17 protein-coding genes and 2 pseudogenes are annotated in these 26,025 nt (G+C 45.8%); 3 read left to right on the plus strand and 16 right to left on the minus strand.

Features of this window, described 5'->3' with window-relative positions; translation table 11 throughout:
* Positions 1-35: 35 nt before the first annotated feature.
* Positions 36-3,467, plus strand: coding sequence for a hybrid sensor histidine kinase/response regulator (locus tag BCT49_RS22900; RefSeq protein ID WP_102438517.1), 3,432 nt, complete (start codon positions 36-38; stop codon positions 3,465-3,467).
* Between the two features lie 115 nt (positions 3,468-3,582).
* On the opposite strand, the gene BCT49_RS22905 is transcribed toward BCT49_RS22900, so the two are convergent.
* The 4 genes from BCT49_RS22905 to BCT49_RS22920 all read right to left on the minus strand — a co-directional run bounded on the left by BCT49_RS22905 (position 3,583) and on the right by BCT49_RS22920 (position 7,556).
* Entirely contained in the window at positions 3,583-4,968 is a 1,386-nt protein-coding gene (locus BCT49_RS22905; protein WP_102438435.1) for a class II fumarate hydratase, read from the minus strand.
* A gap of 12 nt (positions 4,969-4,980) precedes the next feature.
* Positions 4,981-5,364 (minus strand): hypothetical protein, encoded by a 384-nt coding sequence (locus BCT49_RS22910; RefSeq protein WP_102438436.1) that lies wholly within the window; start codon positions 5,362-5,364, stop codon positions 4,981-4,983.
* Between the two features lie 211 nt (positions 5,365-5,575).
* Complete coding sequence (locus tag BCT49_RS22915; RefSeq protein ID WP_102438438.1) at positions 5,576-7,279, minus strand: sodium:solute symporter family protein; 1,704 nt, start codon at positions 7,277-7,279, stop codon at positions 5,576-5,578.
* Between the two features lie 10 nt (positions 7,280-7,289).
* Positions 7,290-7,556, minus strand: coding sequence for a DUF4212 domain-containing protein (locus BCT49_RS22920; protein WP_004729726.1), 267 nt, complete (start codon positions 7,554-7,556; stop codon positions 7,290-7,292).
* Between the two features lie 448 nt (positions 7,557-8,004).
* On the opposite strand from BCT49_RS22920, the pseudogene BCT49_RS22925 reads away from it, so the two are divergent.
* Positions 8,005-9,765: pseudogene (locus BCT49_RS22925) on the plus strand (potassium/proton antiporter).
* Here the strand turns inward: BCT49_RS22925 and BCT49_RS22930 are convergent.
* The 11 genes and pseudogenes from BCT49_RS22930 to aspA form a co-directional block, all read right to left on the minus strand.
* A complete protein-coding gene (locus tag BCT49_RS22930) occupies positions 9,762-10,391 on the minus strand; it encodes a response regulator transcription factor (protein WP_012604978.1) in 630 nt (209 codons plus the stop codon). The pseudogene BCT49_RS22925 and the gene BCT49_RS22930 sit on opposite strands and share 4 nt — an antisense overlap.
* Before the next feature lie 212 nt (positions 10,392-10,603).
* Positions 10,604-12,463, minus strand: coding sequence for a protein-disulfide reductase DsbD (locus BCT49_RS22935; protein WP_102438440.1), 1,860 nt, complete (start codon positions 12,461-12,463; stop codon positions 10,604-10,606).
* A gap of 175 nt (positions 12,464-12,638) precedes the next feature.
* Positions 12,639-13,127 carry an arginine repressor gene (locus tag BCT49_RS22940; RefSeq protein WP_102438442.1) on the minus strand — a complete coding sequence of 163 codons (489 nt, stop codon included), beginning with the start codon at positions 13,125-13,127 and terminating at the stop codon, positions 12,639-12,641.
* 327 nt (positions 13,128-13,454) lie between these two features.
* Complete coding sequence (gene pyrI / locus BCT49_RS22950) at positions 13,455-13,919, minus strand: aspartate carbamoyltransferase regulatory subunit (protein ID WP_004729721.1); 465 nt, start codon at positions 13,917-13,919, stop codon at positions 13,455-13,457.
* Between the two features lie 15 nt (positions 13,920-13,934).
* Entirely contained in the window at positions 13,935-14,864 is a 930-nt protein-coding gene (gene pyrB / locus BCT49_RS22955) for an aspartate carbamoyltransferase (RefSeq protein ID WP_017062721.1), read from the minus strand.
* 496 nt (positions 14,865-15,360) lie between these two features.
* Positions 15,361-16,371, minus strand: a complete 1,011-nt coding sequence (locus tag BCT49_RS22965; RefSeq protein ID WP_004729719.1) for an ornithine carbamoyltransferase — start codon at positions 16,369-16,371, stop codon at positions 15,361-15,363.
* A gap of 152 nt (positions 16,372-16,523) precedes the next feature.
* Complete coding sequence (gene arcC / locus BCT49_RS22970) at positions 16,524-17,435, minus strand: carbamate kinase (RefSeq protein WP_102438446.1); 912 nt, start codon at positions 17,433-17,435, stop codon at positions 16,524-16,526.
* A gap of 72 nt (positions 17,436-17,507) precedes the next feature.
* Positions 17,508-18,731 carry an arginine deiminase gene (gene arcA, locus BCT49_RS22975; protein ID WP_102363468.1) on the minus strand — a complete coding sequence of 408 codons (1,224 nt, stop codon included), beginning with the start codon at positions 18,729-18,731 and terminating at the stop codon, positions 17,508-17,510.
* 811 nt (positions 18,732-19,542) lie between these two features.
* Complete coding sequence (locus BCT49_RS22980; protein ID WP_004729715.1) at positions 19,543-20,991, minus strand: YfcC family protein; 1,449 nt, start codon at positions 20,989-20,991, stop codon at positions 19,543-19,545.
* A gap of 508 nt (positions 20,992-21,499) precedes the next feature.
* A pseudogene (locus BCT49_RS22985) lies at positions 21,500-22,806 on the minus strand (anaerobic C4-dicarboxylate transporter).
* A gap of 180 nt (positions 22,807-22,986) precedes the next feature.
* Positions 22,987-24,438 (minus strand): aspartate ammonia-lyase, encoded by a 1,452-nt coding sequence (gene aspA / locus BCT49_RS22990; protein WP_017083812.1) that lies wholly within the window; start codon positions 24,436-24,438, stop codon positions 22,987-22,989.
* Between the two features lie 284 nt (positions 24,439-24,722).
* Between aspA and BCT49_RS22995 the strand changes: the two genes are divergently transcribed.
* Positions 24,723-25,247 (plus strand): FxsA family protein, encoded by a 525-nt coding sequence (locus BCT49_RS22995; protein ID WP_017077583.1) that lies wholly within the window; start codon positions 24,723-24,725, stop codon positions 25,245-25,247.
* A gap of 173 nt (positions 25,248-25,420) precedes the next feature.
* On the opposite strand, the gene trmL is transcribed toward BCT49_RS22995, so the two are convergent.
* Complete coding sequence (gene trmL / locus BCT49_RS23000) at positions 25,421-25,900, minus strand: tRNA (uridine(34)/cytosine(34)/5-carboxymethylaminomethyluridine(34)-2'-O)-methyltransferase TrmL (protein WP_009844716.1); 480 nt, start codon at positions 25,898-25,900, stop codon at positions 25,421-25,423.
* Positions 25,901-26,025 lie beyond the last annotated feature (125 nt).

The following is a 26,025-nucleotide window of genomic DNA, read 5'->3' on the forward strand; positions in this document are numbered from 1 at the left end:
GAGAGGTTTTTTTATGGATGAAAAAAGGGTTTTCAATGCAAGGATGGGTAGTAATTCCAGTCTCTTTAGCTTACTTGGGCGTGTTATTTCTGATCGCGTGGTATGGAGACAGGCAAGTTCGTTGGCTATCACGCTGGCGTCCATGGATATATAGCCTTTCTATTGCGGTGTATTGTACCTCTTGGACCTTCTATGGAACGGTCGGGCAGGCCAGTAACAATCCTTGGTCATTCTTACCCATTTATCTTGCCCCTATTTTGGTTTTCACGTTGGGGTGGCGGATCTTAGCTCGGCTGATCCTCATCGCGAAGCGTGAACACATCACCTCTATTGCCGATTTTATCGCAGCTCGTTATGGAAAATCTCAGGGCTTGGCTGTTGCCGTCACTGTGATTGCCGTGGTCGGTATTCTTCCTTATATCGCGCTACAGTTGCGTGGTATCACTATGGGCTTGGAGATTGTGGCGCCCGATCTCGCGGAAGATTTTGGATATCAGAATTATCACGTCTCTTGGTTTGTGGTCGGTGCATTAGCGATCTTTACGATGCTGTTTGGTACCCGTCATATCGACAACACGGAGCATCACCGTGGCATGATGATGGCGGTGGCGTTTGAGTCGATTGTTAAGCTGGCCGCCTTCTTGATTGTTGGTCTGTTTATCATTTACCTCGCAATGAGCAGCGATAAAATCGACTTGCTTGATGTCGCGGCTTCCACTTATGAATCGCCTAATATTCCCACGTTAGTGATTCACACCATTCTCACGATGTTGGCGATTGTCTGTTTGCCGCGTCAGTTTCACACCATGGTCGTAGAAAACGAACGACCTCAGGATTTACACACCGCTCGTTGGTTATTTCCTCTTTATCTCATTCTAATGGGGCTGTTTGTTCTACCGATTGCGTGGGCTGGTCAGGGATTACTTACGGGTATGCCGGCGGATACCTATGTGATCAGCGTACCGATGGCAGAAGGGGCCAATCATATTGCTTTACTGGCTTTTCTTGGTGGCACCTCGGCGGCGAGTGGCATGGTGATTGTCTCGACCATTGCATTGGCGATCATGGTATCGAATGATCTGGTGATGCCACTGTTGCTGCGCCGTATGCGCTTGACGCAAAGAACGCATAAACATTTTTCTGGTTTGTTATTGGTGATTCGTCGTGGACTGATCCTATTACTGCTGCTGGGTGCTTGGGCATTTTATCAGGCGCTCGATACCATTCATTCTCTGTCGGCGATCGGCTTTCTCTCCTTTGCGGCGATTGCACAGTTTGCCCCCGCCTTGATCGGTGGTTTGTATTGGCGTCTTGGCAATAGAAAGGGTGTTTATGTTGGCTTATTGGTCGGCTCAGTGATTTGGCTGATCACCCTGATGAGCCAAACCAGTATGTTGGCGGGCGATAGCGACAGTAATTTACTGCTGTGGATTATTACGCCGCCAGAGCTGCTTAATAGTTGGGATGTCAGCAGTTCAAACTGGGGTATCGTGATGAGTATCTTACTCAATACCCTGTGTTATGTGGTGGTCTCGATGACGACACGACCAAGCCTAAGTGAGCGCTTACAATCAGCGGCATTCGTTGGTACGCCTCTGCCTGAAAATGAAAACATCAGTCTTTATCAGAATCGAGTTACGGTGGCTGAATTAGAGATGCTCGCCTCGCGTTTTGTAGGTCGTAAGCGAGCGAAAAGTGCCTTACACAGCTATTGGCAACAACACGGACAACCGCTGCTTCCCAATCAACAAGCGCCCGCAAGTTTGATTCGACACGCAGAGCGCGTACTTGCAGGGGTGTTCGGTGCCTCTTCCGCTAAGTTAGTACTCACTTCGGCTTTGCAGGGCAGAAATATGCAGCTTGAGGAAGTGGCGACTATCGTTGATGAAGCCTCGGAACTGTATGATTTCAGCCGTGGTTTACTGCAAGGTGCGATTGAACACATAGGACAAGGCATTGCAGTAATAGACAAACAAATGAGGCTGGTGGCGTGGAATCAACGTTACTTAGAACTGTTTGAATTCCCTGTTGGCTTGATTCAAGTCGGCCGACCTATTTCAGATGTGATTCGCCACAATGCCCAACAAGGTTTGTGTGGTCCGGGTGACCCAGAAGATCACGTTCGACGTCGTGTTTATCACCTTGAGCAAGGCACACGACACACCTCATCTCGTATTCGTCCTGATGGCCGAGTGATTGAGGTGCAGGGTAATCCAATGCCGAGTGGTGGGTTTGTTATGAGCTTTACCGATATCACGGTATTCAGACAAGCAGAGCAAGCGCTAAAAGATGCCAACGAAAGTTTGGAATCGAGAGTGCATGAGCGAACTCAAGAGCTCGAAAAGCTCAACCAACGCTTAGTTAAAGCCACTCAAATCTCTGACCAAGAATCTCAATCTAAGAGTCGTTTTCTTGCGGCGGTAAGTCACGATTTGATGCAGCCGCTCAATGCCGCGCGTCTATTTGCTTCGTCGCTGTCTGAGGTGGCGAAAGAACAAGAGGAGAAGCAGCTTTCTTCTCATATCGAAAGTGCGTTGGGTGCGGCTGAGGACCTGATTGGCGACCTGCTTGATATCTCTCGATTGGAGTCAGGAAAATTAGAAACCAACATTCACGCGATTGCCGTGCATGATGTTCTGACCAACTTGAATGCTGAATTTAGTGCTTTAGCAACGCAGCAGAAGATCCAATTCCAGATGATCCCTTCGTCACTGTTTATTCATTCTGATCCTAAATTATTGAGACGCGTGATTCAGAACTTTTTGACTAATGCGTTCCGCTATAACCCTGAAGGAAAAGTGGTCCTCGGTGCGAGACGAGTGAATGGTCAGGTTCGAATTGATGTGTGGGATAACGGAACCGGTATCGATGAAGACAAGCAACAAGAGATCTTCGAAGAGTTTACGCGTGGTAGCCAAGTCCGTGCTGATCAAGGTTTGGGGTTAGGGTTAGCGATCTCGAAAGGTATTGCCCATGTTCTCGGTCATCAAATATCGATGCGTTCATGGCCAGGGCAAGGCAGCGTCTTTTCCATCACCTTAGCGAGAGCAGAGCAGGTGGCTCCGGTTGTGCAAGCTTCGGCGCCAATGGCGACCAGCGACATCGAGCATCTGAAAATACTGTGTGTCGACAATGAACGAGAAATCTTAGTTGGTATGGAAAACTTGATTGGACGTTGGGGCTGTGAGGTTAAGACGGCGGTTGATTTGGTCGAAAGCTTGAAGTGTCTCGATGACGACTGGCAGCCGGATGTGATTTTCTCGGATTACCGTCTCGATAATGGTCGAACGGGACTTGAGGTGTTGCAACAGTGTCGCTTGCGTCTTGGAGATTCTTTTGAGGGTGTCATCATCAGTGCTGATAGAACCGATGACATGCTGGCAGCGATAAAGGCCAACAGCTTCAGCTTTATTGCTAAGCCAGTGAAGCCACTCAAGTTAAGAGCGGTTTTGAATCGAGTGAGCTAACTTGAATTAACAGGTTCGGATTAGCACGTTCGGATTTGTGAGTGGATAGTGAAAAGGCCTCGGATGAGGCCTTTTTTGTTTCGGTAAGGAGCGTTAATTCTTGTTCGCTGATTCACTAACCTGCGATTCCACCCTGCGTCAGTGTGGTTGGATCAAGCAGCTTACTGAGTTCTTCTCGGCTGAGATCAGTTTCTCTTTCTGCAACATCAAGAATCGGTAAGCCTTCTTTATAAGCTTTCTTGGCAATATCTGCCGCTTTTAGGTAGCCAATCACAGGGTTGAGTGCAGTCACCAGAATTGGATTCTTTGAAAGCGCTAAATCAAGATTGTCTTGGCGCACGGTGAAGGTAGCAATCGCTTTATCAGCCAATGCAACTGAACTGTTGGCTAACAGTTCTATGCTTTCTAACACGTTATGAGCAATCACAGGCAGCATCACATTCAATTGGAAGTTGCCAGACTGCCCAGCCACCGTAATGGTGGTGTCATTACCAATCACTTGCGCTGCCGCCATTGCAGCTGCTTCTGGAATTACAGGGTTCACTTTGCCAGGCATGATCGATGAACCCGGTTGTAGAGCCTGCAACTCAATCTCTCCTAGGCCAGCTAATGGTCCTGAATTCATCCAGCGAAGATCGTTTGAGATCTTCATGATCGCAACTGCTGCAGTTTTGAGCTGACCAGACAGTGCAACGATCGCGTCTTGGCTACTGAGGTTAAAAAAGAAGTTTTCACTCGAGGTAAAACTGATCTTTGTTGATTGAGACAGGTTACTTGCAAACTTATCGGCAAAGCGTGGGTCGGCATTGATCCCCGTACCTACCGCTGTACCACCTTGAGCAAGCGCCTTGATTGCTGGCAAGCTGCTTTCTATCGCTTGCTTGGCATGTTCAATCTGAAATTTCCAACCACCAAGCTCTTGAGCAAAGGTAATCGGCATCGCATCCATTAGGTGAGTACGCCCAGTTTTGACTACTTTAGCCAGCTCATGTTGTTTTACGGTAAGCGCTGCAGAAAGATGGGTTAACGCTGGCAACAACTTGTTTTCTGCCATCAGAGCGACACTGACTTGAATTGCTGTTGGCACTACATCGTTACTGCTTTGCCCCATGTTTACGTGATCGTTTGGGTTGATATCTCCTTGCAGGCTTCTTGAGGCGAGTGTCGCAATCACTTCGTTAGCATTCATGTTAGAGCTGGTGCCAGAGCCCGTCTGAAAGACATCAATCGGGAATTGCTCGAGGTATTTGCCATCGATGATCTCTTGGCTGGCTTCAGCGATCGCGTTGGCAATATCACCTTCCAGCAAACCTAGCTGAGCATTAGTATCGGCGGCGGCAAGCTTAATTAACGCCAGTGCTTGAATGAAGCTGGTTGGCATCTTGTGTGAACTGAACGCGAAGTTATCTGCGGCACGTTGAGTTTGTGCTTGGTAAAGCGCATCGGCAGGCACTTTCACTTCGCCCATGCTGTCTTTTTCAATCCGAAATTGTAGGGTCATGTTCTATCCTTGTTAGCCAAGTGGGGCTTGGACTTGTTGTAGTGTTTGGCTGAGATTCAAAAAACGCGCTTGGCCTTGTGGTTGCTGGCAGTAGTGGCGTTTCAAATAAAATAGTGGAGAGTGAATAGAGTCTAGGCAGATATGACGAAAGGTGAAACTGCGGTCAGGAGACTCAATAGCTTCAATTAAATGGAAGAAAACTTGGCGCAGGTACAACTCACACAACAAGATATTCTCTTGGGCGGCATGCTTTTCATAATAAGCCGAAAGCGTTAGGCCACATTGAATATAGTCTCGGATGATATTAGGTTCGTTGCCTTGAACTTGTTCTATTGAAGCAAAGCGATCCTGTGCCTTATAAAACCTTGAATAGATAACCTGCTGCTCTTTCATCATTATTTGCATCTCTTTATTGGATGTTAATGATAATTATTATCAAATGAAGATTTAAACACAACCCTTATTTTGTCTTTTTATAAAATGCGAGGGCAAAAGAAAAAGCCGATACAAAATGTATCGGCTTTCTTAGAATCAGTACCTAATCCCTACAATGTAAGTACTGATTTATCTTATTGTGTCGCAACTCTTATGAGTGGCTTTTTGTTGCTTAGTGGTCGTGAGCTTCACCAGCACCTTTAGGGTAACGGATAGATTCAACCATCTCTTGTACGTCTTGTGGTACTTCAGCTGTCACTTTATTCACTGCAATTGATACTACGAAGTTTAGACACATACCTAGCGTACCGATGCCTTCTGGGCTGATACCAAACCACCAGTTTTCCGGTGTGCTTGCTGTTGGGTTAATGAACTTGAAGTAGATGATGTAGCTTGCTGTGAAGGCAATACCTGACAACATACCTGCAATTGCGCCTTCCTTGTTCATCTTCTTGTAGAAGATACCTAGGATGATGGCAGGGAAGAAGGATGCTGCGGCTAAGCCGAAGGCAAACGCTACTACCTGAGCTACGAAGCCTGGTGGATTAATGCCTAGGTAACCAGCACCGACAATCGCGACCATAGCGGCCAAACGAGCGGCTAATAGCTCCTGCTTGTCGGTCATGTTTGGTCTGAAGCCTTTCTTCAACAAGTCATGTGAAATCGACGTTGAGATTACCAATAGTAGACCTGCGGCTGTTGATAGAGCGGCTGCTAGGCCACCGGCTGCAAGTAGTGCTACAACCCAGTTTGGTAGTTTTGCTAGCTCTGGAGAAGCCAGTACGATGATGTCACGGTTAATCTTCATCTCGTTGCGCTCATCGCCCGAGTAGAACATTTTGCCATCGCCGTTCTTATCTTCCCAACCGACTAGGCCAGTGCTTTCCCAGTTTTTGTACCAGCTTGGTGCGTCTGCTGCTGCGACACCTTGCATGTCTGGGCCGTTGATTGTTTCGATCATGTTTACACGAGCGAACGCTGCAACGCCTGGTGCTGTTGTGTATAGCAATGAGATGAACAGTAGTGCCCAACCCGCTGAGATACGAGCATCACGTACTTTTGGTACCGTGAAGAAACGAATGATTACGTGTGGAAGACCGGCAGTACCTACCATTAGAGCTGCACAGATGAAGAATACATCTACCATGCTCTTGTTACCTTCGGTATAGGCGGTAAATCCGAGTTCTTCTGTTAGTCCATCCAGTTTATCAAGTAGGTATACATCGGTACCTGATAGAGTCGAGCCCATACCAACTTGTGGAAGTGGGTTACCCGTCATCATGATTGAGGTAAAGATTGCTGGAACAAGGAAGGCGAAAATGAGGACACAGAATTGAGCTACCTGCGTATAAGTGATGCCTTTCATGCCACCAAGTACTGCGTAGAAGAACACAATACCCATACCAATGATGATGCCTAGGTTAATATCAACTTCTAGGAAACGAGAGAATACAACGCCAACACCACGCATCTGGCCTGCAACGTACGTAAATGATACGAAGATTGCACAGAATACCGCTACCATACGTGCTGTTTTCGAGTAGTAACGCTCACCGATGAAATCAGGAACCGTAAACTGACCGAACTTACGTAGGTAAGGTGCTAAACATAGCGCAAGTAGTACATAACCACCTGTCCAACCCATTAGGTAAACCGCACCGTCGTAACCAACGAATGAGATGATACCTGCCATTGAGATGAATGATGCTGCCGACATCCAGTCAGCGGCTGTTGCCATGCCGTTTGCTACTGGGTGTACGCCGCCGCCAGCAACGTAGAATTCACTGGTTGTTCCAGCGCGAGCCCAGATTGCGATGCCGATATATACTGCGAAAGTAATACCGACGAGAATAAACGTCCAAGTTTGAATATCCATGTTCTAGCCTCTAGTCTTCCTGTACGTTGTATTTTTTGTCCAGCTTATTCATGCGAACAACGTAAATAAATATCAACGCCACGAAGGTATAAATTGAACCTTGTTGAGCGAACCAAAAACCTAGCTTAAATCCGCCAAATTGAATGGTATTTAGGACATCCACAAATAAGATGCCAGCGCCATAAGACACCACAAACCATATTGCGAGTAGTGTTCCCATTATTCCCAAGTTTTCCTTCCAGTAGGCTTGAGCATGTTCCGTAGATTCGAACGCCATTGCCTTCTCCTTTATTCCGTTTTCGTAGAAACCGTTTTGTGAAACCGTTTTTGTAAAATAGCGTGTTAATGTAATGTTACGATTTAGAATGTAGCAAGGATAAGTCAAGGGATCTGTGCAACTTTAGTCGGGACGGTATTCGCGCTAATGTACTGAAATATGGGAGCTAGGAGACAGAACCATAGAAAAACGTGATGTTGCAATGATGTTAAATTAGCCAAAGGTCTAACAAAAAGGGATGAATTAGAGTGCGAGTCATAAAATTTAACAACTAAATGACCGAGAAACTGTATTTAGTCCTGCCTATGACACGATGCGAAACATAAGTTTGTTATAGTAACAGTGGTACTTTCTTCGGCCGTGCCTTGCTTAACGGCAGAAGATCAACAAGCTAGTTGCAAAAGATCAACAGGCTTAAAGCTCGGGTTTTATTCTTTGGGGGAACGAATTGGACGCAATAACCATTAATCACTTATTTCTGACTGGTGCCGTACTGATCGCCATCAGTGTGCTTTTCTCGCAAGTGTCTTCGCGATTGGGCGTTCCGATTCTTTTGATCTTTTTGTTCGTTGGTATGCTGGCGGGCGAAGATGGCCCTGGTGGTATTAATTTCGATGATTACTCGCTGACCTACTTGGTGAGTAACCTTGCGCTTGCTGTGATCTTGCTTGATGGCGGTATGCGAACCAAGGTAGCAAGCTTCAAAGTCGCTTTCTGGCCGTCGCTCTCACTAGCAACGATAGGCGTGGCATGTACCGCGACCTTAACCGGACTCATGGCCGCTTGGCTGTTCGATCTGTCACTGATGCAAGGCATCTTGGTTGGCGCGATTGTTGGTTCGACCGATGCGGCTGCGGTATTTTCTTTGTTGAAAGGGCAGAGCCTCAATGAACGTGTTGGCTCAACCCTAGAGATCGAATCTGGTACTAATGACCCAATGGCTGTCTTCCTGACGGTCACTTTAATCGCGCTGCTGGGTAATCCTGACGCCGAAATGGGAATGAACTTCCTATTGCAAAGCTTCGCGATGCAGTTTGGTATCGGTACCCTTGTTGGTATCGGTGGCGGTTGGGTTCTATGGAGCCTAATCAATCGAGTGTAGCTGGCTGATGGCCTGTATTCGATTCTGGTGCTCAGTGGTGGCGTGGCTCTGTTTGCGTTCTCTAACATGCTTGGCGGCAGTGGTATCTTATCGATTTACCTAGTGGGTTTGTTCATTGGTAATCGTCCGACACGCTCTCGACACTCTATTCTTAATGTTCTTAATGTTCTTGATGGCATGACGTGGCTAAGCCAGATCGTGATGTTCTTGGTACTTGGTTTATTGGTTACACCATCGACATTGATGGACATTGCACTTCCTGCGTTGGCATTGGCCTTCGGCATGATTTTGTTTGCTCGTCCATTGTCTGTTTGGTTGGGTTTACTGCCGTTCAGAAGTTTTACCACCAAGGAGCGTTGGTTTGTTTCTTGGGTGGGTTTACGTGGCGCGGTGCCGATCATTCTGGCGGTATTCCCGATGATGGCTGGCCTGCCTAATGCTCAGTTGTACTTCAATATCGCCTTCTTCGTGGTTATGGTTTCGCTGATTGTTCAGGGCGGCAGCTTAATGAAAGTCGCGAGACTCGCTAAAGTGACTTTACCGCCAACGCCGACACCGATTTCTCGTACCGGCATTGAGATTTACCCTACCAGTGAGTGGGAGATGTTTGTCTATAAGTTGAAAGAAGAAAAGTGGTGTATTGGCGAACCGCTTAAGCGCTTGTCTATGCCTGAAGGAACGCGAATTACCGCACTGTTTAGAAAAGATGCCTTGCTCCACCCATCGGGCAGTACCGTGTTAGAGGCGAACGATATTCTCTGTGTGCTTGGGCAAGATAAAGACCTAGATAGCTTAAGTGAGCTATTCAGTGAAGCTCCTTTAGCAGAAGACGCAGCTCGATTCTTTGGTGATTTCTTCCTTGAGGTTGGGTTATCAATTGCAGCCGTTAGTGACTGCTATGGTATTGAACTTGGCTCGGAAGAAGAGCGCGACATGACCCTAAAACAATTGGCTGAACGAGAGCTCGGCGCGCACCCAGTACTGGGCGATAGCTTCGAGTGGCATGACATTAATTGGGTGGTTGCTGAGATAGATGATCATAAAGTCGTCAAGCTGGGTTTATGTTTGCCTAAGACGACTTTAGAAGAGGAGATAAGCGAAGCTTAGTTGTGGACTTCTTGTAGCAAGATAACTGCCTGAGTTCGGTTTTTCACATCCAGTTTACGGAAGATGGCTGTCATATGTGCCTTGATGGTCGCTTCCGAAACATTCAATTCATAGGCGATTTGCTTGTTCAGCAGGCCGTCTGAAAGCATCCCTAACACCTTGTATTGCTGAGGCGTCAGTGTGGAAAGCTTTTCCGCAAGGTCGCTACAGGCTGCATTGTTGGTGATAAGCCCTTCAGGGAAGAACGGGTCGCCATTCAGCACTTGATTCAGTGCACTGACCAATTCACGCATATCACTCGACTTAGGAATAAAGCCAAAGGCACCGTGGCTCTTCACTTGAGTAACAACGCTGGCATCCTCGCTGGCTGAGATCACCACAATCGGTAAATCTGGATATTCAGCACGTAGTTGAATTAAGCCTGACATCCCGTTTGCTCCCGGCATTTTAAGGTCGAGCAGCAACAAGTCAGGTTCATCTTCTTTTTTTAGTAGAGTCAGTAAGGCATCGAGAGAATCAGCCTCAAGCAGGTTCGCACCGCTGATCGCCATATGAACTGACTGAAACAGGGCGTTGCGAAAGAGAGGGTGGTCATCAGCAATGATGATGGTATAGGTCGAGTCCATGACGTTCATACTTTTAACAATTTAGTTAATATTTATTATCATCCTGATTGAGTATGTGGACAATATCTATGCATTAAAAGTCTGAACCATATCGACTTTTATCCCCGTAATAAGAAAGCGTTACTCTGAATAGCAAAAAAGCCGCACTGCCATCTCGTTACGGAGGGGCAGTGCGGCTTTCGTTAGTGCTTGTATTTAGACGAATGTCGTCGTTATAGCTGGTGGTCTTGCATGTGTTTTAAGAATACATCTGCAGGCATAAAACCGGTGACACGAGCATTTGGAACATGGTTACCCTTGCCGTCCCAGAACTCAATGGTTGGTAAGCCAAGCACCTGCAATTGTTTAAGCAGTTCAATATCTTGAGGCATGTTTCTCGTCACGTCAGCCTGTAGCAGTACAAAGTCAGAAAGTTTGTTCTCGACATCAGCCTGATGGAAGGTGTACTTCTCAAACTCTTTACATGCCACACACCAATCGGCGTAGAAATCGAGCATCACTGGCTTGCCGAGTTTCTTCGCTTCGATGAGCTGAATTTCTAACTCTTCAACCGTGTTGACGCGCGCAAATTGGATATGCTGTTGCTCTACCGTTACGCTCTTTTCTGCAAACCAGTAATTTAATGCAGGTTGCGCTGAAGCGAACAGGCCGAGCATCGCGATGATGCCCACTGCGCTCTGTTTCCAGCCGCCGAATGGCAGTGCATTCTTGCTATGGTAAAGCCAACCAAAGGCGATGAAGCCAAGGCCAGACCAAAGCACAGTTGCCCACAACTCTGGGATAATACGCTCTAGCAGGAAGATAGGTGCTGCCAGCAAGATAAAGCCAAATACGATCTTCACTTTATCCATCCAGCTGCCTGCTTTCGGCAGTAGCTTATTACCAAATACCGCTACCAAAATCAGTGGAATACCCATACCCATCGCCAATGCATACAGAGCGATTGCACCAGTAAACAGGTCACCACTTTGAGCGACATACAGCAGCGCACCAGATAGTGGCGCTGTGGTACAAGGCGAACACACCAAGCCAGATATAGCACCCATCGCGAACACGCCCAAGGTATTGCCACCTTGTTGCTTGTTACTTTGATTGTTAAGCCAAGTTTGGATGCTACTTGGAAGTTGTAGGTTATAAACGCCAAACATCGACATGGCTAACGCCACGAACAGAACGCTCAACGCAATTAATACATAAGGATGTTGCATGGCTGCTTGGAACTGCATACCCGCAGAGGCAACCACTAAACCCAATAAGGTGTAGGTTAACGCCATGCCTTGCACATAGATGAAGGACAGCATCAGTGCTCGACCTTGGCTGAGCTTGCCACCACCTAATACGATACCGGTTAGGATTGGGTACATTGGCAGAACACACGGGGTAAAGGCCAAGCCAACACCGAGAGCTAAGAATAATAATGGAGTCCACCAACTGTCACCGAGCTTATCGGCTAGGCTCGCTTCTTTTGAAACGGGTGCACTTGATTGTGGAGTGGTGTTAGTTGCAACGTCAGCTTTCGGAGAGGTTTGTTGCGTTGAAACATCGGTCTCATTGTTTGCAGCCGATGAGCCTTGCGATGCTGCATTAGCTTGAGAGTCGCTTGAACCTGAACCTGAACCTGTAAATGGTTCAATGTCGATCACGCGAGTTTCAGGTGGATAGCAGAAACCCGCATCCGCACAGCCTTGATACTTAACGATCAGCTGTGAGCCATCTTGGTAACTCTGTAGCGGAACTTGCACGAATAACGGCTGGGTATAAATACTCACCTCACCAAAGAACTCATCTTGGTGTGGTTGGCCGTCTTCCATTTCAACATTGCCGATCGCGAGGTTTTGACCGCTGAAAGAGAGGCTATGTTGATAAAGGTAGTAGCCCTCTTTTACTTGCCAGTCGAGAAGCACCTTGCCGTCTTGCTGGTAGTAATTGAAAGGGAAAGCTTGGTCTACAGGGACAAAACCGTTGTTATTGCCTCCGAAGCTTGGCTCGGCGTTGTCATTTCCAAAAAGCGCCCACGCAGGCTGGGTGAATAGGGAAATACAAACAAAAAGTAATGTGGCAAGTCGTCGCATACTATTTAGTCATCAAAATGGAGTTAAAGGTATCTTAACTCAATCAGACCGTAATAGTTTGTGATTAGTTTCATTAGCAAACAAATATCCCCTAGGGCGGGTGAGCAATTTTCTGGGGCAGTCGAGAGAGTGTCAGCAGCTCAACATGAGTTGTCAGCCTTTGCCAAAGAGACATTTAGGCAACGCCCAAGCGTGCTTTGACCACTTGTTCGCAAGCATCAATGTTGGTTGTGTCTTTCGGAATAATTAACACGGTGTCGTTGCCGCCAACGGTACCGATAATCTCGGTATGTGGGTCGATATCAACCAATCTTGCGACCAACTGTGCACAACCTGGGTGAGTCTTGACTATCACCATCGCTTGGTTATGGGTAATTAATTCGATTTGCGATGAGATGGACGCATCGACACGAACTGGCGCGCTTTCAACGGTGATGCAGTACACCTTTTTACCACAGGCGTTCTGGATTTTGACAACGCCAAGCTGTGACAAAATGCGAGATACGGTCGATTGGCTAATGCCTGTATAACCAATGTCGACGAGTTTCTCTCGCAGTTGATTCTGGGTCGAGAAGCTTTGTTGTTGTAGTAAGCGTTTGCACGCGGCAGTCAGTGTTTTATCTTCAGCTGAATACAAGCAACCGTGCTCAGTGATTTCGTTCATGAACAACTCCTTAAGGTCAAACTGTGGATATCGCTTGTCCATAGCGCCGAGCGCACTCCCAAAGCCGTAGAGTACGATTATTAATTAGGCTTACCGATGAATCCCGAAGTAGAGAAGGAAGGGTATGCGAGATGTATGATCATCTATGCATTGAGTCTACCACTAAAGGATAGTTATCTTTTTGAAGGCGATCACCAAACAAAATTCTGGTTAATTGCTTTTATTGTGGAGTTTTATTCTTTGGTTAAATGGATATTTATTCCGTGTTGGGAATAAATATCCATAAATAATTAAAGGTTTTTATTGCGGAGGTAATAGCGCTAAGGGTTAGCGAATTTCACTCATGATCTCGCGAGAGAATACTTTTTCACAATAGTGACATTTTAGCTGTACGTTTTCGTGTTTTAGCTGCACTTTAAAGCTACTTTCGACCGGTTCACCGTGTGAAATACAATTGCTATTTGGGCAAGCGAACACACTGTTGATTTGTTCTGGCAGCACAAGGGTTAGTTTGTTGACTACTTTGTACTCTTCAATTTGGTTGACCGTGGCTTGCGGTGCATACAGAGCCAATTGGTTGGCTTGTTCCTTGGTCAGAAAGATGTTCTCAATCTTGATCAGGTCTTTGTTGCCGAGCGCTGATGATGGCAGGTTTAACCCCATCGTGATGCGTTGTTCTGTTTTGTGCAGCTTAAACAGTTTAAGGATTTTGATACCAAGGTGAGCAGGGATGTGGTCAATCACGCTGCCGTTACGGATCGCTTCTACTTGTAGCTGAGTTTGTTTAACCATGACTGTTTCTCCTGCTTATAAAGTGTCGTTAAGAACTAGGGCTAATAGGGCTTCGCGAGCGTATACACCGTTTTCAGCTTGTTCGAAGTAGTAAGCGTGTGGCGTTTTATCAACGTCGGTGGTGATTTCGTCGACACGTGGTAGTGGGTGAAGGACCTTCATGTTTTGGCGTGCGTCTTTCAATGTATCGGCGGTGAGAATGTAAGCCGATTTCATGTGTGCGTATTCCGACGCATCAAAGCGCTCTTTCTGTACGCGAGTCATGTACAGAACATCCAGTTCAGGCACCACTTCTTCAATGCTGCTGTGTGTGCTGTATTGGATACCCATCTCTTCTAATTCTTCACAGATATAATCTGGCATCTCTAATACTTCTGGCGCGATAAAGAAGAAACGCACGTTATTGAATTTCGACAGCGCTTGCGTCAATGAGTGCACGGTACGGCCATATTTTAGGTCGCCGACGAACGCCACATTGAGATTATCGAGCGTGCCTTGCGTTTCGTAAATCGAGAACAGATCCAACAAGGTTTGAGTCGGGTGTTGGTTCGCACCATCGCCACCATTTACCACTGGAACACCGTTTGAAAATTCAGAGGCCAAACGTGCTGCGCCTTCTTGTGGGTGACGCATCACAAAGGCATCGACGTAAGAAGAAATAACCTGCACTGAATCGGCAAGCGTTTCGCCTTTCTTCGCTAACGATGTGTTGCCGCCATTATCAAAACCGATGACGGTGCCACCAAGACGCTGAACCGCGGTTTCAAATGAAAGGCGAGTTCGAGTTGAAGGCTCAAAGAAGCAGCTCGCAACGACTTTATTTTTCAGCAACTCTGGGTTTGGCTCAGCCTTGAGCCTTGCTGCGGTGTCGACGATGAGCTCCAGTTCATTACGAGTGAGTTCAGGTATGGAGATGATGTGCTTGTTAAATAACGAATGCGCCATAACGGGTCTTCCTTCTATGCATACAGTCAAATTGCGGACAAAAAAAAGCCTCCTAAAAATAGGAGGCTTCGAAACGATCAATAGAGCAAAATAAAAATGACACCAACGCCACTCTCGGACGTGTAGTTTGACAATCATGTGCGACAAAATTGCAGTTCATTTTTTGCTCTCTTAAGACAAATTGCGGAGGATTATACTCAGATAAAAACGCCATGCAATACTTTCTGTAAAGTATTCATTTAATGGATTTTTATGCGAAATAACGTCCGTTTTCAACTTCCATTTAAGCCTTTGTTGAAACTGAAAAACTTGTGCTTTTTAGGGCAATAATCTCTTCAATTGAATGAAAAAAAATGCGGGCTTTATCCAAGGGTTAAACCCAAGTATGCCACCCGCATTTCCCTGCTACTGCACTTTACTTGTCAATGTCTTGCGAACAAGTGAGTGCTTAACTATTTAGATTATTAGTTATCTAGATACTCAGTTGTTTAGCTTATTAACTGCCTAATGTCGCAACCATTACTGCTTTGATGGTGTGCATGCGGTTTTCTGCTTCATCGAACACGATAGAGTATTCAGACTCAACCACTTCATCTGTTACTTCAACGCCGTCTTTTAGTTGCGGATATTCAGCAGCAAGCTGTTTGCCAACAGTGGTGTCTTCACCGTGGAAAGCCGGTAGGCAGTGCATAAATTTCACATGTGGGTTGCCCGTCGCTTTGATCATGTCCATGTTGACTTGGTAAGGCATCATTAGGTTGATGCGCTCAGCCCATGCTTCTTTCGCTTCGCCCATGGATACCCAAACGTCGGTGTACAGGAAGTCACAACCTTGCACGCCTTCTTGAACATCTTCTGTTAGCGTGATTTTGCCGCCCGTGTGTTCTGCAATTTCACGACATTGAGCTAATAGCTCTTCTTGTGGCCAGAATTGTTTTGGAGCAACAAGGCGAATGTCCATGCCCATTTTCGCAGCACCAACCATCAAAGAGTTGCCCATGTTGTTGCGAGCATCACCTAGGTAAGCAAAGCTGATTTCATGCAGTTGTTTACCACGGCCGTATTCCGTCATAGTTAGGAAGTCAGCCAGGATTTGTGTTGGGTGGAATTCGTCAGTCAGACCGTTCCATACTGGCACGCCAGCGTAAGCGCCTAGCTCTTCAACGATTTCTTGACCGAAGCCGCGGTATTCGATGCCATCGTACATACGGCCAAGAACGCGAGCTGTATCTTTCATTGATTCTTTGTGGCCAATTTGAGAGCCAGATGGGCCTAAGTAAGAAACTCGAGCACCTTGGTCGAATGCAGCAACTTCAAATGCGCAGCGAGTACGAGTAGAGGTTTTCTCAAAGATAAGCGCAATGTTTTTGCCAGTCAGTGTTGGCTGTTCGTAACCGTTGTACTTCGCTTTTTTTAGCTCCATAGAAAGATCTAACAAGTGTTGAATTTCGCGTGGAGTGAAATCTAGTAGTTTTAGGAAGTTACGATTGCGTAGGTTAAAAGCCATGATGTATTCCTTTTTAGATTTAGGCGCTTCCTTGTTACAGGGAAAGAAAATTCAAGAAAGCGCGATTCAATATTTAGTTAAATTTGTTCGGTTCTGTTTGTTCGTTTAATTCTGTTTTCACAAGGTTTAAAAGCTCTCAAGCTTTAAGCTCGTTAACCTCTGGTGATATTGGTGCCCGCTTGGCCTTGCAGGATTTGCAAACCATCTTCGAGTGCGCCGATACCCACTACTTTGCCGCCTTGCTTAATGAATTCGCACGATGCTTCAATTTTTGGCCCCATTGAGCCCGCATCAAATGTGAACTTCGCCAATTCGCTTGGTGTTGTGCTGCGCAGCGCGTGTTGAGTTGGTTTGCCCCAATCAAGGTACACAGCCTCAGCATCAGTCAGAATAAGCAGAGCATCTGCATCCAATTGTTTTGCTAAGAAAGCCGCTGACATGTCTTTGTCGATAACCGCTTCAACACCGACTAATTTGCCATTCTCTTTTTTCACTGGGATGCCACCACCGCCAGTACAAATCACAAGGTGACCCGCATCGATAAGCTGGGTGATCGCTTCGTGTTCAACAATGCCGGTAGGGCGTGGGCTTGGTACTACGCGACGGAAATGTTGACCGTCGGGTTTTACGATCCAGTGGAATTTCTCTGCTAACTCACGCGCTTCAGCTTCTTCGTAGATCGGGCCAATCGGCTTAGTTGGATCCGCAAAGGCAGGATCGTTTGGATCAACCGTCATTTGGGTCAACATGCATGAGATGTTGCGATCAGGCAGATAGTTCTTGAATTCTTGCATCAGCATGTAGCCGATCATGCCTTGAGTTTCACTGCCCAACACATCCAGTGGATACGGATTTACTTTTTTGTATTCCAAACCTTGCAGAGCAAGTAGGCCAACTTGTGGGCCATTACCGTGCACTAACACCACGTTGTACACTTTTGCGATTTCAGAGATGGTTTTAACCGCAGTTTCAATATTACGGCGTTGAACGTCGGCTTCTAACGGCTCACCGCGACGAAGTAGGGCATTACCGCCGAGTGCAACAACAACAGTTTGCTTAGTCATAATTGTGTTCTCTCATTTTGGCCAAGTTGAGAGTATTCAAGATTGTTCAACTTGGCCGTTTCGTCTTAGTGATTAGATACCATCACGCTCAATTGGGCAGCTCATGCAGCGTGCACCACCGCGACCACGGCCAAGTTCATCGCCTGGAATCGGAAGAACCGTAATGCCTGCTTTGTCGTATTTTTCGTTGGTGTAGGTGTTGCCTTCGTAGCCAACCACAACACCTGGTTTAACGGTCAGCACGTTGTTCGCGTCGTTCCACTGTTCACGTTCTGCATGGAAGTTGTCACCACCAGTTGTGATTAGGTTTAGCTTGTCTACGCCAAGTGCTTTCTCGATAGCCGTCACGAAGTAGCCTTCTTCTTTCACTTTCACAGCGCCTGATTCATCGCCAGTTAGGTTCCAGCACTGCACATCTTTACTCACCACTTCAGGGTAAACAGAGAAGGTATCTTCGCTCATGTGCGTCATAACGGTGTCTAAGTGCATGCAAGAGCGGTGTTTTGGTAGCTGCATTGCGATAACTTGCTTCGCTTGACCGTGTTTGAATAGGCTAGATGCTAAGTGCTCAACACCTTGTGCTGTTGTACGCTCAGACATACCGATAAGCACCGCGCCACGACCGAGTACAAGTACGTCACCACCTTCAATGGTTGAGTTGTCGTAGTTGATTTTTTCTTCATCGCCGAAGTATTTAATGAAGTCTTGGCCTGCGAATGTTGGGTGCCAGCGGTAAATAGCGCGAACGTGGTTGGTTTCACGTTGACGAGCAGGTTTTGCCATTGGGTTGATAGAAACACCGCCGTATACCCAGCAAGATGTGTCGCGAGTAAATAGGTGGTTTGGTAGAGGCTCGATAATGAAGTCGGTTGGTGCGTGCATGCCTTGCATCATTGAAGATGATTTCATTGGCATTTCAGCGTAAGACAAACCGCCCGTAAGAATTTTTGCTAGCTCTAAGTTTGGTAAGTCGCCCAAGTAGCAGCGCACATCATTGGCAAATGTTTTACCCAAACGGTAATCAGATACTTGGCAGCTTAGTAGCCAATCTTTCGCTTCTGGCACAGCTAGTGTATCGGCTAGCAAGTCAGTAAGAAGAAGAACTTCAACACCTTGATCACGTAGCGTTTGAGTAAATGCGTCATGCTCTTTACCTGCACGCTCAACAGCCAGTACGTCATCAAACAGCAAATCGTGACAGTTAGAGGGTGTTAGGTGAGTCAGTGCGCGTCTTGGGCGGTGAACTAGAACGCGGCGTAATTGACCTATTTCAGAACCTACATAGAACTTACTCATGATCGTCTCTCTCTTATATATTTGAATTACTTTTATCGCTAAGAGTAATTATTTATTTTAAGTTGAGAAGAATGAATTATTTTATTCATATCTCTTGTCTGGAATTAATATTACGCCTGCTAGTCAGGTATTCTTAGAGATCTATCACAAATCGTTTTTTATCCCGCAGCCCTTTAAAATCAAGGGTTTTAACAAATTTTATGCACTTTCAACTATTGTCAGTCCTTTCTAAATAGTTAACTCTTCGGGAATATTATGCATGCTTTTTTCATTCATCTAGCTAGAATCTAATTTGTGAGGGATTATATGCAAAATATTTTTATTGATAAGAATGAGCTTAGATTGGAAGTATGCAATGTTAGTATTTAGATATTTAATTTTATACGTGGAATTAATTATTCTTTAACAATTTAAATGCGAATAAAGCTATTGTGGTCACACTTTATAATTGGGTTTTTTAAGCCGATTTCCTATAAAAATTACTACTATTTCTCCTTTGGCGATTATGGAGTGAATTACTTAAAATATAATTAACGCTAATAAATGACTAAATATTTGTATAAATATAATAACGAAGAGTAGTTGGCGTTTTATTAGCCTTAACCTTGATGTTTAAACGTTGGCTTATTCTTTGTCTCAGGTGGTTTTTGCTCGTTTAAGCTTTGCTACTGAGTAGGTAATAGAGAAGCTTTAGATGAGGCGTGCACAGCTCGTGAGGCTGTTTCGGAGAGCGGAGTTGGAGTTAGATTCGATAGCGATAAAAAAAGCCGCTAGAAAGCGGCTTTGAGTGAGAAAGTGAGGTGTGTTGGTTTTAGATAAGCGCACCAATACTCAGTACAACGATGCAGAACACCATCAAGATACCGATTAATGGCATTACCCATTTCACCCAGCGTACGTAAGGGACGCGAGCTATCGCCAAGCCACCCATTACTACCGCAGAGGTCGGTGTGATTAAGTTGACCAAGCCTGATGCAGATTGGTAAGCGGTGATAACAAGGTCACGACCTACGCCTGCAAAGTCAGCTAACGGGGCCATGATTGGCATAGTCAGTACCGCTAATCCAGAGGTCGAAGGTACCAAGAATGACAGTAGAATCTCTAGGAAGAACATCACGTTAATAAAGATAACCGAAGATAGCCCGGTCACCATTTGTTCTGCAGAGAAGAGAATGGTGTCGGTGATCATACCGCGGTCCATTACGACAACGATACCACGTGCGATACCTATGATAAGCGCAACGCCCAGTAGATCTCGAGCACCGTCAATGAAGCTAGTGGTAAACTCTTCCTCGCTCATGCGAGACACAATTCCGACGATGATTGTCGCCGCTAAGAACATCGCGGAGATCTCAGCCATCCACCATCCAGCAACGGATACGCCGTAAATCATTACCGCGAAAGAGCCACCGAAAATAGTCAGAATCAGTTTACGAGTTGCGGTGAATTCAAGTTTTTCACCACTCGCGTTACCAAGGAAGTGCGCTTTGTTCTCTTCGTATTTGTCGTAGACAATCGATGTTGTCGGGTCTGCTTGAACCATTCTTGCGTAACGCATAACGTAAGCGACACAAATACCCCAGCCAATAATCAGCATACCAACACGCAGCGCGATGCCGTCGGTAAATGGAATACCAGAGGCGTTGGCAGCAATAACGGTCGCGAATGGGTTAATGGTAGAACCTAGCACCCCAATCCCTGCGCCAAGCAGTACCGTCGCAGCAGCCACCAGAGGGTCAAAGCGAGCGGCCATCATTACAGGTACTAGCAGCGTATAGAATGGCAGTGATTCTTCCGCCATGCCGTAGACGGTACCGCCCGCAGCAAACAATGCCATCAGTATCGGTATCATCAACTCTTCTCGCCCTTCTAGGCGGGCGGTGACACGTTCGATACCAGCATCAATAGCGCCAGTTTTGGTTACTAGCCCTAAGAAGCCACCAATGATTAAGATGAACAGTGAAACGTCGATGGCCGCAGCTTCATAGCTATTGTGGTCGTAAAAGCCGTCAATAGGTGCGAGTAGTACATCAATCACGCCTTGAGGGTTACCTTCTACCGCTTGATAGGTTCCGGTTACGGGTACTTCTCGACCGAGTTCTTCATTCATGGCTCGGTCGTATTGGCCTGCTGGAACAACCCAGGTAAGGAGCGCTACGAACGCAATAAGAATAAATAAAATGGTGTAGGCAGAAGGGAATTTAAAATTGGCAAAGAAGCCGCCCTTTTTTTTCTCGCTTGGTATCGTTTGAGTTGTCATGGCTATCTCCTTACATCATCTTAAATAAAAGTGATGTGAATTAGCGACTAATGATTTATAGATTGTAAATACACTTACATTTATAAAGTACCCAACGATATAAAGTTGCTGACTTTAAATTAAAGTTATTTTTATATTTACCAATCCGAATGAATAGATTTAATTTAGCTGCGGTTATTTTATTCCTTACTTGGTTATTTAAGTTTGTTGCTGTTCACAAAAATAGTGGCCAATGAGAGGGCTTAAAAATGGCATAAAAACAGCAAGGTTTTTTGGTTAGTTAGCTTGGATTAATATTCGGTGTGGAAGAGGGAAAAGCAAAAGGAGATTGATTGGGTAGGCATTCCTAATTAATCGCGTGGATAATCTTGGAATTTTATTCAAACTTTATTTTTGAGCGTTTTTTTAATTTTATAATGGTTATTTGACGTGTATCAAATAACACATTGAGTAGAAAACAAAAAAGGAAGCCGAAGCTTCCTTTTAAAGTTTTGAACATCAGCGAATGTTAGATGAACAGACCGCCGAATGCGAAGCCTAGTGCAACCGAAGTACTGATTGTTACCACACCTGGAATGAAGAATGGGTGGTTGAATACATAGTTACCGATACGCGTTGAGCCTGTGTCATCCATCTCAACCGCTGCCAGTAGCGTAGGGTAAGTTGGAAGTACGAACAGCGCACTTACCGCAGCAAAAGAAGCCACGGCTGTAAGTGGTGCTACGCCAATCGCTAGAGCTGCAGGCATCAGTGCAACCGTTGTTGCGCCTTGAGAGTAAAGCAGCATAGAAGCGAAGAACAGAACAAGAGCCAGCATCCATGGGTAGTCAGCCAGTAGAGCGCCTGCTACGTCTTTGATTTCAGCAACGTGTGCGTTTACAAACGTTGAACCTACCAAGCCACACCAAGTACACATACACACGCTGTCATACCAGAGCGGAATGTTGGCGCTGAAGAAATCTTCGCTGCATCAATCTTAGTGAACATAACGATTGCAGCCGCTGCTGCTAGCATCACAGACATGATTGCTTCGTTACGGCCCAGTGCTGGGTTTTCAATTAGGCCAACAGAGCTAGAGATAGCCGCTGCGTAACAAACCACGAAACCAATCGCCGCTAGGAAGATATACGTTGCTCTCTTCGCTGTTGGTAGAATTTCGCGCTTCTCTTCTGTTGCCAGTTTGATTAGACCTTTTTCTAGACGCTCTTGGTAAACAGGATCGTCTTTCAGTTCGCTGCCCATGTAGTTCGCGACAACTGCACCAACCATACAAGCGATGAAGGTTGTTGGGATACAAACCATCAGTAGCGTTAGGTAATCAACACCAAACGGTGCCAGCATTGCTGCGAAAGCCACAACTGCTGCCGAGATTGGCGAAGCTGTGATAGCAATTTGAGAGGCTACAACTGCGATAGACAGTGGACGAGAAGGACGCACGCCTTGGCCTTTCGCTACTTCTGCGATAACAGGAAGTGTTGAGAATGCTGTGTGGCCAGTACCCGCCATTAGTGTCATTACAAAGGTCACGATTGGCGCATAAAAGGTGATGCGTTCAGGGTGCTTACGCAAAAAGTTTTCTGCAATTTGCACCAACCAGTCCATACCGCCAGCAACCTGCATTGCTGCAATTGCGGTGATAACCGACATGATGATCAAGATTACATCGATCGGGATAAAAGATTGGCTTGTTGGAACACCAAGAATAAGTGAAAGGGCAATAACACCAGCACCACCGGCAAAACCGATGCCGATACCGCCAATTCTGGCCCCCAAAAAGATAAAGAGCAGGACGACAAATAGTTCTACTGCAATCATAAGTAACACCTCATTTAGATTTTATTATGTGAACATTCGCCGCTGGAATGTTCACATAATAGTTCTATGGTTTAGGTTCAATTAAGCAAAAACGCAACCAACGGAAATCCACAAAATAAGCAGGGTTAACCGTATTGGAGCCTAAAAAAGGGCTCCGTTTGGAGCCCTTTCTCGCTAACTTTACTCGTAGCGCTTAGCTTTATACTGAGGATGCATCAGATTTTCAACAGAGAAAATGTCATCAAGTTCTTCTTCGCTCAATAAACCGCGCTCTAGAACCACATCACGAACACTCTTACCTGTTTCTGCACAAATCTTACCAACGATGTCACCTTCGTGATGGCCAATGTATGGGTTTAGGTAAGTTACGATACCGATAGAGTTAAATACGTGAGATTCACATACTTCTTTGTTCACAGTAATGCCGTCTACACACTTGTCGCGTAGGTTCACACATGCGTTTGTTAGGATGTCTAAAGACTCAAACATGCTTTGTGCGATAACAGGTTCCATTACGTTCAATTGAAGCTGGCCGCCTTCTGCTGCGAAAGAAACCGTGTTGTCGTTACCTAGAACTTTAAAGCAAACTTGGTTTACTACTTCAGGTACAACAGGGTTTACTTTAGCAGGCATGATTGAAGAGCCCGCTTGCAGTTCAGGTAGGTTTAGCTCGTTGAAGCCAGTACGTGGACCTGAAGAAAGAAGACGTAAGTCGTTACAGATCTTAGACAGTTTAACCGCTAGACGTTTAAGTGCACCGTGCGTCATTACGTATGCGCCACAGTCAGATGTTGCTTCGATAAGATCTTCAGCCGCTACACACTCTAGGCCAGTTACTTCAGCTAAGTGTTTCACTGCTAGGCCTTGGTAACCCGGTGCTGCGTTCAGACCTGTACCGATAGCCGTTGCGCCTAGGTTAACTTCAAGCAGAAGCTTTGAAGTGTATTCTAGGTTTTTGATTTCTTCATTGATGGTCACAGCCCAAGCGTGGAACTCTTGGCCAACCGTCATAGGTACTGCATCTTGAAGTTGAGTACGACCCATCTTCAGGATTGTGTTGAATTCTTGGCTCTTAAGCTCGAATGCACCTTTTAGGTATTCGATAGCGTCAATCAGTTTACGCACGCTGTTGTACACAGAGATACGGAAACCCGTTGGGTAAGCACAGTTAGTTGATTGGCTGCGGTTTACATGGTCATTTGGGTTGATGAACTCATATTGGCCTTTTTCTTTGCCCATAAGTTCAAGTGCCACGTTTGCCACTACTTCGTTAGCATTCATGTTTACAGAAGTACCAGCACCACCTTGGAATACATCCGATGGGAACTGATCCATGCACTTGCCAGTGTCTAGAATGAGGTCACAAGCTTCGATGATGTACTTAGCCACTTCGCTTGGGATTACACCTAACTCTTTGTTTGCTAAAGCCGCTGCTTTCTTTGTCATCACCATACCGCGAACGAATTCAGGTACATCTGAGATCGTTACATTTGAGATGTTGAAGTTTTCAACTGCGCGTAGAGTGTGGATGCCGTAGTAAGCATCAGCCGGAACATGACGTTGACCTAGTAGATCTTCTTCGAGACGAGTAGCTTGAGGAGCTTCAACTTGAGCTTCTGATAGATTAGCCATAACAGGATCCTTAGAGAATTATTCTGATTATATAGTTAGTTATTAGCCTATTCTGTGTGCAAATACTCCGTTCGCTAGAATATTGGGCTGATAAATCCGTCCTGACTTATGTGGCACATGATACTGTACTTAGCGCATAAAAATATTAAGTTGATCACCTTTTTCGGTTTTGTTTCGTCAATATTTTGCAAAGTTATTCTCGGTCAATAAACACGCTTATTTACAGGATAAATTTGAGATTGGTAGGGCTTTCAGCGTAAACTGGACGTAACAAAGGAGGGCGTGTGTTTCCTATCTTATTATTACTATTTATCTTCGTACCTATCATTGAGATTGGTCTATTTATTCAAGTTGGTGGCTTCTTAGGGTTGTGGCCAACTATTGCGTTAGTTTTGATTACTGCATTTGTTGGTGCATCGCTTGTTCGTAGCCAAGGTATTCAGACACTTATGTCTGTGCAAGGTCGACTACAACAAGGTGAAATGCCAGCACAACAGATTCTTGAAGGCGTGATGCTTGCGGTTGCAGGTGTGTTGCTGCTGACTCCGGGCTTTATGACGGACGCGCTCGGTATGTTGGTATTGCTACCAGCACCAAGAGCGATGATTGCTAAGAAAATGATGGAAAAAATGGTGGTTAGCAATATGTCTGGCGGTTTTCATGCGGGTGGACAAGCTGGTTTTGGCCAGAGTCCATTTGGACAAGACCCATTCAATCGCGACCCATCTGACCAATCAAAAGACGGCAACACCTTTGAGGGTGAGTTTGAGAAGAAAGACGACGACAACGATCGTAACCGCTTAAACTAATTAATTTTTTCTCTCTTTATATAGAGGAAAAAACAGAAAAGGCTCTTACCTTTATCCTTCGCAAGAAAGTGATAATGGCAAGAGCCTTTTTTATTGTCTGTCGCCTGCTGTTACTTACTGTCTATTGATAACAGATAACAGATAACAGATAACAGATTAGTTTGAGCGTTCGGTTATACCGCGCCTTCAAAGCCCATTTGTCGCCACGCTTCGAATGCAATAATAGCAACCGCGTTAGATAGGTTTAGGCTACGCGCGTCTGGCATCATTGGAATACGAATGCGTTGCTCCATTGGCATGCTTTCGATGAACTCAGCAGGTAGGCCGCGCGTTTCTGGGCCAAACATCAACACATCACCTTGTTGGAATTTTGCATCCACGTGGTGACCCGTAGTTTTGGTCGTGCAAGCGAAGATACGGAAATCACCTTCACGTTCATTTTCTAGATACTCAAGGAAGGCTTCTAGGTTCTTGTGACGCTTTACTCGCGCTAGGTCGTGGTAATCCAAGCCAGCACGACGAACTTTCTTCTCCTCAAAATCAAAGCCAAGTGGCTCAATCAGGTGCAGGTTTGCGCCGCAGTTAGCACATAGGCGGATGATGTTACCCGTATTGGGCGCAATTTCTGGTTCGTATAGAGCGATATCAAACATGTTGGTTCACAAGAATAATCAAAGATAGCCTGAGTATACGGTGGCAAGCTGAGTGAGTACAGTTCACCACCTCTGGTTATGCGAGTGACGGTATCAAGACTCGCTACTGTCGTTAGGCTTATGTA

This window comes from Vibrio lentus (assembly GCF_002875945.1).
Lineage (GTDB): Bacteria > Pseudomonadota > Gammaproteobacteria > Enterobacterales > Vibrionaceae > Vibrio > Vibrio apostichopi.